The following is an 11,882-nucleotide window of genomic DNA, read 5'->3' on the forward strand; positions in this document are numbered from 1 at the left end:
ATAACATAGGAGGATTTTTGATATTATCTGTTAAAAAGATTCTATTTTTTCTTTCCTTTTTGCTGAGCCTCAGCTTGTTCCATCATTTGTTTTAGACGTTGCTGAAACTTACCTTCTTTCTTAGGCTTCTTCTTATTCTCTTGAATCTTAGCATGAATTTTATCCTCATCTATGATAAACTTCTTAATTGCTAACATAATAAAAATGGTAATAGTGTTAGAAACAAAGTAATATAAACTTAATCCACTAGCATAGTTATTAAAGAAGATCAACATCATTACAGGAGACAAATACAAGATAAATTTCATATTTGGCATACCTGGCTGTTGTTGCTGTTGCATACTCTGCGCAGAGGTCATTTGCATGTAAATAAAAATTGCAACCGAAGCTAAAATTGGAAACAAACTCACATGGCTTCCATAAAACGGAATGTCAAATGGTAGTTTTACAATAGCATCGTATGACGATAAATCATCTGCCCATAAAAAGCTTTTCTGACGTAACACAAAAGCTGTTGGGAAAAATGTAAATAACGCATAGAAAACAGGCATCTGCAATACCGCAGGTAAACAACCACTCATTGGATTTACTCCCGCTTTACGATACAACGCCATAGTTTCTTGTTGCTTTTTCATTGGCTCGTTCTCATACTTCTCGTTGATTTCATTCATTTCTGGACGAAGAACTTTCATTTTAGCTTGAGACACAAACTGCTTGTATTGAACAGGAGACAACACCAATTTCACCAAAATTGTTAATGCAATAATAGCAAAACCAGCAGGTAAAAAGCTCATTAAGAAGTTGAATAACGGAATAATAATCCAACGGTTAATTACCCCAAAAATACCCCAACCTGTAGGCATAGAATCAACTATCCCTAAATCTTTATAATCATTTAACACCTTATAATCTGTAGGCCCATAATACATGTGCATATTATAGTTTAACTCCCCACCAGATAATTCTAAAGGCAATTCTGCAGCATACGCTTTTAAAAACTCTACATCTACATCTTTTACATCTTTTCCAATTAGATTTTTAGAAGTTAATTCTCCTGTTTTAAATGGAGTATCACTCACTAAAATACTACTAAAGAAATGCTGTCTAAAAGATAACCACTTGATGTTTTCTTCTACTTCTTCATCATCACCAGACTGGCTTAACTTAGATATTTTACCATCTTCATGGTTATACGTTAAACGTGTATATCTGTTTTCATAAGATGCACTTTTAGCATGTCTAATACCATTTAAAGACCAATCTAATGTAACAGGTTTAGAAGTATTAAAAGCTCCATTTAATCCTTGAGACCTAACCGTAAAATCTACCAAATAATCATCTGGCTTTAACTCATACCTATACTCTAAATACGTATTATTAGAAGTTTTTAACTTCATAGATACTACCTGAGCATTTCCGTTACTAGATGTTGTAGGCTCAAAATAAAGCTCTTTTGTATTTAAAGTTCTATTATCGGCAGTTGTAAAATCAATACCAAAAGAGGCATTTCCATCTTTAATTAAATATACTGGTACCGAATCATAGGTAGAAAACTCTTTTAATCTAGCCTCTACAATTTGCCCACCCTTATTACTAATTTTAAGGTATAGCTTATCATTAGAAAGTTCGGTAAAATCATTACTAGCAGATGGTAATGTTGCCGAATAAGCAAAAGCACCCAAGCTTTGTTGATACTTTGCAACCTCTGTAGAATCTGCAAAATTGATAGTTTCTTCCTTAGCTTCTTTATTAGCATCGGTTACAACTTCCTTGTTTGCTTTCTCTACTTGTTCTGTTTTAGTTTCAGTTACTGCCTTTTCCTCGTCTTGTGACTGAGTGTAAAACATAATAACCATTAGTATACCAATTAAAACAATTCCGATAATACTACTGGTGTCTAACTTTTTTTCTTCCATTAGGTTATTCAATTACATCACCAAAGTGATGGCTCTTAGTTTATTTAAACATTTTATTTAAGCACTTGGCTAAGTGTTATTTGCTTGTCAAAAATGTTTCCAATTTTATAATCTATGTCAAACTGACACAATTACTTTTTTCCTTTATTCTCTACAGCCGCTTTTACAAATGCTACAAATAACGGATGTGGGTTAGCAACGGTACTCTTATACTCTGGATGATACTGAACCCCAACAAACCAAGGATGCGCCGGATTTTCAACAATCTCTACCAAACCTGTATTAGGGTTTACTCCAGTGGCTTTAAGACCAGCTGCCTCCATTTGCTCTTTATAATCACCATTAAATTCATAACGGTGTCTGTGACGTTCAGAAATTACTGAAGCACCATATACTTCTTTTACAATACTACCATCATTTAACTCGCAGTCCCATGCACCTAATCTCATAGTTCCTCCCATTTCAGTAATATTCTTTTGCTCCTCCATAATACTAATTACAGGGTGCTTAGTATTCGGGTTCATTTCTGTAGAACTTGCTTCTTTTAACCCAAGAACATTTCTAGCAAATTCAATAACCGCCATTTGCATACCTAAACAAATTCCTAAAAACGGAATGTTATTTTCTCTTGCAAATTGTACTGCAGCTATTTTACCTTCAATACCACGCTCACCAAATCCCGGTGCTACTAATACACCATCCAATCCGGCAATTTTACTCTCAATACAATCCTCAGTTAAAAATTCTGAATGAATAGATTTCACCTCTACTTTAACTTCGTTTGCAGCTCCGGCATGTATAAAGGCTTCTTGAATAGACTTATAAGAATCCTGTAACTCTACATATTTACCTATTAAACCAATAGTAACCTTGTCTTTAGGATTTTTATGCCTGTCTAAAAACTGATTCCATTGTGTTAAGTTAGGATCTTGCTTACTTGGTAAATCTAATTTTTCAAGCGTTACAGTATCCAACCCTTCTTCTAACATTAAGTTAGGCACATCATAAATAGTAGATGCATCAATAGATTGAATAACTGCTTCTCTCTTAACATTACAGAATAATGCTAATTTATCTCTTAAATCTTTTGAAAGTTCGTGCTCTGTTCTACACACTAAAATATCTGCCTTAATACCACTTTCCATAAGTGTTTTAACACTGTGCTGAGTAGGTTTTGTTTTCAACTCTCCTGCTGCAGCTAAAAATGGCACCAACGTTAAATGAATTACAATAGCATTATGCTCTCCTAATTCCCATAACAACTGACGTACAGATTCTATATAAGGTAACGATTCTATATCCCCTACAGTACCTCCAATTTCAGTAATCACGATATCATACTCACCGCTTTTACCTAAAATTTGAATACGCTCTTTAATTTCATTGGTAATATGAGGTACCACCTGAACGGTTTTACCCAAAAACTCACCTCTTCTTTCTTTCTCAATAACACTTTGGTAGATACGCCCCGTTGTTACGTTGTTAGCCTGTGAAGTGCGCTCATTTAAGAAACGCTCATAGTGCCCAAGATCCAAATCGGTTTCTGCTCCATCATCTGTAACATAGCATTCACCATGCTCATACGGGTTTAGTGTTCCCGGATCTACGTTGATATAAGGATCTAGTTTTTGAATTGTTGTTTTGTAACCACGTGCTTGCAGTAACTTTGCCAAAGAAGCGGCTATAATTCCTTTACCTAAGGAAGAACTTACCCCTCCTGTCACAAATATGTATTTGGTTGCTGCCATATACCCAAAAAATGTATTTAGTTGTATTGTTGAAAAAGACGCGCCAAAAGTACAACTCTATCTGTCAAAAAACAATAATACTATTTTGAATTTACGACTACTCAAAAATTTAACATGAAGATGCTAGTGTTTAAAGCCTTTTACACCTTTTTAGGATATAGCTTTCTTACATTTCTTATCAGGGGTTCTAGCTCATTAGTTTTAATTTCTAACATACTTTGCATTTGCAACCCCAATTTATTCTCCGGAAACCCTTTTTGTCTGAACCATAAATAATAAGCTTCAGGAATATCTACTAAATAATATCCTTTATATTTCCCAAAAGGCATTTTAGCATATGCCAATTCTACAAGTTTCTCTCTATTATCAACCATCAATCTTTAAAGGCCTTAGTTTCTTCAAGCGCTTTGGCTATTTTATGCCGCCATAACTCTTGTTGCTCATCATTTATACTAAAATTGGTTTCTTTGTCGTAAAGGTTTTGAAGTTTATTCAAGGAGTCTGTTACTTCTTTATAAATAACTTTCACCTCTCTCTTTACATTTGCTGAAAACTTTTTTTCTTTTACTCTTCTTCGAAATTCTCGAGCCATCAATTCTGATATATCAAAATGCAACTGCTCATGCCCTAGGGTTTTCCCATCAGCTAAATGCACTTTATACCATGACTCATTAGGATAGAAATAGGCACCTATATTACAATCTACATGTACCTCGTTATTATTAATTTCGGCTGCCAATTGATAGCTTACCCCAGAAGCTGTAATAGCTACAGCTTTGGAAGCTTCATCTGGCAACCCTCTAAAGTCATTAATAGACAACCTACTTTCCTGATTCCATCGTATTGGAGAATTGTCAGGTTCAGAAGTAAAAGCCAGGCATATCAAACATAATAGTACCCAGAAATATTTCAAAATTAATTTTATTTAAGGAGCTTCTATAATCTCCATATCTTTATACATAACCACATATACGGCATTGTTAGCAAAATACCCTTGTGGACTAGAAAGATAATAAAATTTATTTTCAATATAAACTGTTTCTCCAAGAATAGGAGTTACTTCATTTGTTAAAGTTGCTGTATAGGCTACTCTCAACGCTACATCCATTGCAATATCAAACCCTCTCACCACTAGTCTATCAGGAAATTTCCCATATTCCTCATGGTAATTTTTAGCAAAAGATAAATTCAACGATGATGATTTATCTACGGTAGCATACAAAAAGTTTAAATTATTCAAATACTCATTCTTCACAGAATCTGCATTAAAAGCATCTGTTTTTACGGTAGTTGTAAGCTGAATTGAAACCTCATCAGACACCAAAGTGTTCAAAATATTGGTAACATTTGTTAGCAACGGAATATTATTAGTCTCTACAAAAACAAGATTTTTCTTAGTTAGCGAAAGCACTGCTTTCATACCATTCACCGTAATGACATCCTTATTAATAATCTTAGCATCAGGAAATACTTCCTTAATTCTATTTTGTGATGCTACATGTTCATCATCTGCAAAAACAATAATATTATAATCTAACTCATGTGCTTTTACATATGACAATAAAGATCTACTTAAATCTTCATCGGTAGGAACTGTAGAGAATACGTTTGCAAATTGCTTTAAGTTTTTATTAGACAAAGGAGAAAACAAAGGAATTCCTTTTACATACAACTCATTAGCCAACCTATTAAAAGCAGCATTATAAAGCGGCCCTATAACAGCTTGTACATCATCAAAAGCCCCTTCTCTTACCAATTGTTGCACTACAGTTTCATCACCTTGACTATCTAACACTTTTAAGTGAACCGTTAACCCCTGTTCCTCAAGAGAGTCTACTGCTTTTAATACCCCTGAATAAAAATCAAGTGATACATTAAGCAATTTATTTGTCTTAAGCTCATTAACCATATAAGGAACCGAGTCTATACTCATTCCTTGTGTTTTAAAAGGTAACACTAATGCTAATTTCACCTCTTTAGCTCTAATACTATCTAATAAATTAGTGTAAGGAACTCCTAATACTGGATGAAATGGCTGTGCAGCCACCTTTTTGGGTAATTTTAAAATCATACCCGGCTTTAACCCATTAAGAGCTACTTCCGGATTTAATTTTTCTATGATTTCTTGAGTATACCCTGTATTTTCTTTAATTCTAAAAAAACCTTCTCCTTGCTGAACAGTGTAGAAATCAAATTCATCCGCTAAATTTTCTTTAGGCTCTTGCGTAGGTATTAAAATAGTATCGCCCTCTTTTAAAGCATCTGCTTTCATGTTAGGGTTTAACTTCTGAATTGCCTCCACACTAACACTATGGTTTACCGCTATTCTATATAACCCTTCAGATTTCTGAACGATATATTTTTCAAGCTTCTGACCATGCTCATTCACAACAGGCTGTTCTTCTAAAGTTTGCTGTACTATTGATTTTTTATACACAGGTATCTGAAGCACCTCACCTTTCTTCAACTCTCTACTATAAAGCTCGTTGTTATACTTTTTAAGGTCATCAACCGAAACATTATATTCTTGAGACAAAGAGAAAAGTGTTTCTTTTCTTCTCACCTTATGCTCTTTAAAAGAAACTTCAGTAGCCCCATCTAACGGATTAACATTAGATGGAGTTTCTGTTTGTTTTAAAGGTATTATTAAGATCACATTTTCTTTAACACCATTCTGTACCTCCGGGTTAAATTTATAAATGTCTGCAGGTTCAATATTGTATTTTTCAGCTATACTTTTTACAGTTTCACCTTTTACAACCTTATGACTTTTATACCCTTGAGCACTTATACTTGTTATAGCAAACAAGAAAAGGCTAAAGAAACAAACCAATACTTTATTCATTCAATATTTTTTTATTCCCACTCAATAGTGGCTGGTGGTTTAGAACTAATATCATATACTACTCTATTAACGCCCTTAACCTTATTTATTATCTCATTAGAAGTTTTTTGTAAAAACTCGTATGGTAAATTCACCCAATCGGCAGTCATACCATCTGTACTTTCTACAGCTCTTAAAGCAACACATTTTTCATAAGTACGCTCATCTCCCATTACCCCAACACTGTTAACCGGCAACAACATTGCTCCTGCTTGCCATACTTTATCATATAGCCCCCAGTTTTTAAGGTTGGTAATAAAAATATGATCTACCTCTTGTAACACAGCTACTTTTTCAGGAGTAATGTCTCCTAAAATTCGTATTGCTAAACCTGGCCCAGGGAATGGGTGTCTACCTAATAATTCAGGGTTCATTCCTAAACTAGCCCCTACACGTCTTACCTCATCTTTAAAAAGCATACGCAAAGGTTCTACAACTTTTAGTTTCATAAAATCTGGCAAACCACCTACATTATGATGACTTTTAATAGTTGCAGAAGGCCCATTAACAGAAATGGACTCAATAACATCAGGATAAATAGTACCTTGACCCAGCCATTTCGCATCTGTGATTTTGTGCGCTTCATCATCAAAAACTTCTATAAAGACCCTTCCGATAATTTTTCTTTTCTGTTCAGGGTCATCCACTCCTTTAAGAGCATCCAAAAAGCGTGCCGAAGCATCTACACCTTTTACATTTAACCCCATACCTTCGTACTGATGCAATACACTTTCAAACTCATATTTTCTAAGTAAACCATTGTTTACAAAAATACAGTGAAGGTTTTCACCAATAGCTTTGTTCAACAAAACAGCCGCTACAGAAGAATCTACTCCTCCTGATAATCCAAGTACAACTTTATCATTACCCACTTGCTCTTTCAAGTCGTTCACCGTCATTTCCACAAAATTGTACGGAGTCCAATCTTGCTTCACACCAGCTATATGTACTAAAAAGTTTTCTAGTAATAATTTACCATCTGTAGAGTGGTAAACTTCTGGGTGAAACTGAATAGCATATGTTTCTTCTCCTTCAATTTTGTAAGCTGCATTTTCTACATCTTCTGTACTTGCTAACTTAACTCCATTTTCAGGTAAAACTTTAATGGTATCACTATGGCTCATCCATACTTGACTACCAGACTCAATACCTTCAAAAAATGCTTCCCCTTCTTTTACATAAGAAAGATTAGCTCTACCATATTCTCTTGTATTAGAAGGCGCTACAGCTCCACCATTAAAATGAGCTAAATATTGCGCTCCGTAACAAACTCCTAAAAGCGGTAACTTGCCCTTAATCTCTGAAAGATCAGGATGCGGAGCCTCTTCTGAACGCACTGAACTAGGCGAACCAGAAAGAATAACTGCTTTAAAAGTTGAAACATTATCAGGTAAACTGTTGTAAGGATGTATTTCGCAATAAATATTTAGCTCTCTTACTCGACGAGCTATAAGTTGCGTGTACTGCGAACCGAAATCTAAGATTAAAACATTGTTTTGCATGCGCAAAAATACTATTTAATGTAGAAACTGAAAATAAAATTGGCTACTATGTAAAATATTCCTTGAGTACTGCCATAAAAAAAGGCTATGATAGTTATCATAGCCCTAGGTTTTTATTCTTATTAATAGCAATTTTATCCCTTAATCATTTTTTTATAAAGAACTCCATTTACGGTTTCTGCTTCTATAAAATATACTCCTTTTTCTAAAGAAGATACATTTAACCCGTTCTCTAAAACCGGATTCATTTTTTGCAATACTACTTTACCATCAATATTATAAATTGAAATAGCAGTAACCTCTTCTAAAGTTTTCACATATAAACTATTCGCTACCGGATTAGGATATAACTGAAGTCTATCTTGTTTAAAAGCATCTACCCCCAACAAATTAAAAGTAGCATTTAAACTATACCCTCTATTACTACCATGATACGATATTGAAAAAGATGATGTACCCCTAGCGTAAGCAAAATCTATTGAGCTACTATTGTAATCAAATACATAATCATTACTATCTCCTGTATTAAAACTACGTGTAGCTACCAGAGTTCTTGTTCCGCTAGCAACTGTATTAGATGTCACTGTCCAATCATTAGAGCTATCTGTAGCCGGTGTTGTTTGACCAATCATCTTGGCATCTACCAAAGTAGAACCATTATAGTATACCACATCACCAGCATCTGAAAAACCAGACATACCTTGCCCCGAATTAAACGACCCAAAACGAACTGCGAACCAAGCTCCTGAAGGCGCTGTAATAGTTAACGTTGCCGTGGAGGTACTACTTTCCATATCTAGCTTGGCCGTAACCGCACTTCCTAAAGATACAACTCCGGTTGATTTTGTTTGTGCCCCCACCCACAGCGAGGCAAATAAAGTAAAAGTTAAAAGTAATTTTTTCTTCATTTCATCAAGTTTTTAAAAGTTTTATAATTTCTTGGTTCTTAGTAAAAACAGCATATTCAAAAGGACTTTTCCCCATATGATCCTTCTGAGTTTTATCTGCACCTGCTGCCAACAAAAGTTTCACCAATTCATGATTTTGAAATTGAACCGCATAAATTAAAGGAGTAGTTCCTTTTTCATCTCCCATATTAGGATTAGCACCATGCGCTAAAAGTGCCTTTGCTAAATCTATATTTCCTTTAAAACAAACAGCCATAAGCGCAGTACCGTTATCACATGTATAATCTACTTGTTTAGTTTTTTCTGCCAAGAATTTTGCCACTTCTGTATTACCTCTGTAACAAGCCAAAATTAAAGGCGTAAAACCTCTTTCATCTAAACTATCTATCTGCTCAGGGTGCACCTTATAAACAGATTCCATTTGTTCTAAAGTACCGTAACGTGCCGTATCAAAAACATCAGGTGTTTTTGTATTATTAGGCTGTTCCTGACTTATAAGATGAAAAGAACACATTAAAAAAAATAGAGTTAGTAGTAACGTTTGTTTCATACACTATTGTTTTTTTAAATTAAAGTCAAAAGTTACAAGTATCTCTTCAGCAATTTTACTACTTACCACACTCGGAATTTCAATATCAAAATCTTCTGGTTTTACTTTAAAATCGCCTTTTATATGAAGTACTTCATCTTTATAAAAAAGCTGGGCCTTGATAGTAACTTTCTTAGTTTTTCCGTGTAAGGTGATATCACCTATAAGCTCACATTCTTTCACCTCAGCACTTAACATTGCTTTTGTAAAGTTTTTCACACCCCCTTTAAAAACTGCTTTCGGATAGGTATCTGACTCCACATAATTTTCATTAAAATGCTCTTCCATCAAAGCCACTTTAAACCTAAAAGCTTTCATAAAGGTTAACGCAGCAAGCTTTCCTCCATTTTCCGAAAAAATAACAGAAACCTCCTTATTTTGCGCAGCAACCTCTTCAAAAGAGGGCACAGATGCTTCAAAAGAAACCTCCCCTGTTCTAGTAACATATTTCTGAGCATTAACACTCAGCACCACGCACATTAAACAAACTATACTTAAAAAAAATGTTTTCATATGTTGTTTACTTTACTCGATTAGCGATATACTATTTAATTGTAACACGCAGTGGTTTACTCTTGCAAACCATCAGTATTCCACTGTAGAATAATATCTATAGTATTCTGTGGCATTCTACCTGAGGTAGGCATTAAACCACCCTCGCCATTTTGCCTTTGAATTCTATCTAGCAAGTTGGTATTTTCAACTGCAGTTTTAACCTCAGCATAGGTAGTTAATGGCCTAAAAGAGGCTGTTTGCCCTGGCGCATGACAACTCACACAATTACCATCTATTATCTGCTTTACATTAGTTGTATACGTAACGTCTTCCTCTATAATTACTGGGTCTTCACTTATATCCTCAAAAGTGTGAGAAGTACAAGCCCCAAATAACATCACTAACAGTATATAATATATCTTCTTCATGTTTCGTTACTTTTAAAAAACTCTATAAAGGTTAAACCCAAAGAAAAAGTCTCCCTCTCCCCAATCACCAGTGGCATTTGTTAAATACCCACTTTCTGTCATAGCCTGTGAATTTGTAAAAATCAACTGAAAAACATGCCCTCCAGTTTCAATATCTAAACCTACAGACAAAGGCTGCGAATAAAAATCGGGCTTATCAAAATTATAAGCATACTCTAAATTAAGAGATAGCCTATTACTTAACTTACATCTTCCACCAGCACCTAATACAAACTGTTTGTCGTTTTCTATTGCAGGGTTATATAAGTTTTTATGAACATAAGAAGGCGCCACCTCTAAAGACACGTTAGAAGAAAACTTTCTAGAAATAAGCAATTGATTCACGTAGCTTAACCTATCTGAAAATTCCATTTTCGGATAGTCATCTGCATCTATAAAACTATTCGCTCCTATTACACTGTGCCCTACAATGGTAACAGGAAAATCTTCTGTTTGCCCCACCAATCTATACTTACCAGACACTTCATACGTTTTTAATAACGTGTGTCTAGATACCGCTACAGACAACCAATCGGTTACTCCATAAACCCCTCCTAATTTAGTGGTAGCATTATCTAACCCAAAAAACTCAGAAATACCATTTTTCACAGTTCCAAACCTATGAGAAACTACAAAGTAAAAATCACCTTTAGCTGCTAACTTAGTTGACTGCAACGTTACTATTTGCAACGCTTTAAATGCTGCTGATACCCGTACAGGATTTTCCTGAGCTACACTATCTAGCTCAGATAAAAGATCGTCTTGCCCTTGAACAGATACTATTCCGAACAAAAAAACAAAACAGCAAATAGCAATTAATTTTCCCATAATTATTTTATTAAACACTGGTCTAGTTTCACTTGTTCAAAAAGCTCATCGTACCCTATACATCTACCTTTTACAATTACGGCATCATTTACCTTTACCATTGGCAAATTGGCAAAACTGCAGAAAACACTATTATCCACTACTAAAGTAGAATCTGCCATTTCAGTTACTTTACCCGAAACTTCAATAACTTTATCTAAATACTTTTCTAATGAAGCATCAGGATTCTCTACTAGTTCTGTCTGTAATGTTAATGCAGAAATGGTTACTTCTGGTTTTTCAGAAGAAACATCTCTGTGCCCTTGATATATATAGAGATAAGAAACAACACCAAGGCACAGCACTATAAAAAGCGCTATTACGATACCTTTTTTCATAATAAACCCAAACCTAATTTCACCACGAATTAACCCTTGAGTAAAAAGTTAAAAATGTAACATTTTAACTTTTAAACTAAGAATAATCAAATCTAAACACCCCAAGATGTAAAAAAAATGACCTAGATTAAGAAATTTATTATTCAGAACAAATAAATCGATAAGCCT

12 protein-coding genes are annotated in these 11,882 nt (G+C 34.5%); all 12 read right to left on the bottom strand.

All coding sequences use genetic code 11. The annotated features are described in order from the left end of the window. Positions 1 to 41 precede the first annotated feature (41 nt). Positions 42 to 1,916, bottom strand: a complete 1,875-nt coding sequence (gene yidC, locus Y10_RS14520) for a membrane protein insertase YidC (protein WP_281766132.1) — start codon at positions 1,914 to 1,916, stop codon at positions 42 to 44. Between the two features lie 131 nt (positions 1,917 to 2,047). After that, the gene (locus Y10_RS14525; protein WP_281766133.1) at positions 2,048 to 3,664 is read right to left on the bottom strand and encodes a CTP synthase; all 1,617 of its coding nucleotides are present in this window, start codon (positions 3,662 to 3,664) and stop codon (positions 2,048 to 2,050) included. A 140-nt stretch (positions 3,665 to 3,804) separates the two neighbouring features. Continuing rightward, positions 3,805 to 4,038, bottom strand: a complete 234-nt coding sequence (locus Y10_RS14530) for a DUF3820 family protein (RefSeq protein ID WP_281766134.1) — start codon at positions 4,036 to 4,038, stop codon at positions 3,805 to 3,807. Next, positions 4,038 to 4,577: a DUF922 domain-containing protein gene (locus tag Y10_RS14535; protein ID WP_281766135.1), complete on the bottom strand. Its 540-nt coding sequence runs from the start codon at positions 4,575 to 4,577 to the stop codon at positions 4,038 to 4,040. The genes Y10_RS14530 and Y10_RS14535 overlap by 1 nt, the downstream gene beginning before the upstream one ends. 12 nt (positions 4,578 to 4,589) lie before the next feature. Then, positions 4,590 to 6,509 (bottom strand): amino acid ABC transporter substrate-binding protein, encoded by a 1,920-nt coding sequence (locus Y10_RS14540; protein WP_281766136.1) that lies wholly within the window; start codon positions 6,507 to 6,509, stop codon positions 4,590 to 4,592. Positions 6,510 to 6,520: 11 nt separating this feature from the next. Then, entirely contained in the window at positions 6,521 to 8,050 is a 1,530-nt protein-coding gene (gene guaA / locus Y10_RS14545) for a glutamine-hydrolyzing GMP synthase (protein ID WP_281766137.1), read from the bottom strand. Between the two features lie 134 nt (positions 8,051 to 8,184). Beyond that, positions 8,185 to 8,958, bottom strand: coding sequence for a T9SS type A sorting domain-containing protein (locus Y10_RS14550; protein ID WP_281766138.1), 774 nt, complete (start codon positions 8,956 to 8,958; stop codon positions 8,185 to 8,187). A 4-nt stretch (positions 8,959 to 8,962) separates the two neighbouring features. Beyond that, on the bottom strand, positions 8,963 to 9,508 hold the full coding sequence (locus Y10_RS14555; RefSeq protein ID WP_281766139.1) for an ankyrin repeat domain-containing protein: 546 nt from the start codon (positions 9,506 to 9,508) through the stop codon (positions 8,963 to 8,965). Between the two features lie 3 nt (positions 9,509 to 9,511). Then, positions 9,512 to 10,060 (bottom strand): YceI family protein, encoded by a 549-nt coding sequence (locus Y10_RS14560; RefSeq protein ID WP_281766140.1) that lies wholly within the window; start codon positions 10,058 to 10,060, stop codon positions 9,512 to 9,514. Positions 10,061 to 10,116: 56 nt separating this feature from the next. Beyond that, on the bottom strand, positions 10,117 to 10,470 hold the full coding sequence (locus tag Y10_RS14565; RefSeq protein ID WP_281766141.1) for a cytochrome c: 354 nt from the start codon (positions 10,468 to 10,470) through the stop codon (positions 10,117 to 10,119). 12 nt (positions 10,471 to 10,482) lie between these two features. Then, positions 10,483 to 11,337 carry a DUF5777 family beta-barrel protein gene (locus tag Y10_RS14570; protein ID WP_281766142.1) on the bottom strand — a complete coding sequence of 285 codons (855 nt, stop codon included), beginning with the start codon at positions 11,335 to 11,337 and terminating at the stop codon, positions 10,483 to 10,485. A gap of 2 nt (positions 11,338 to 11,339) precedes the next feature. Further along, the gene (locus tag Y10_RS14575) at positions 11,340 to 11,714 is read right to left on the bottom strand and encodes an OB-fold protein (protein ID WP_281766143.1); all 375 of its coding nucleotides are present in this window, start codon (positions 11,712 to 11,714) and stop codon (positions 11,340 to 11,342) included. Between the last annotated feature and the right edge of the window lie 168 nt (positions 11,715 to 11,882).

The organism is Neptunitalea lumnitzerae (assembly GCF_027924185.1).
Lineage (GTDB): Bacteria > Bacteroidota > Bacteroidia > Flavobacteriales > Flavobacteriaceae > Neptunitalea > Neptunitalea lumnitzerae.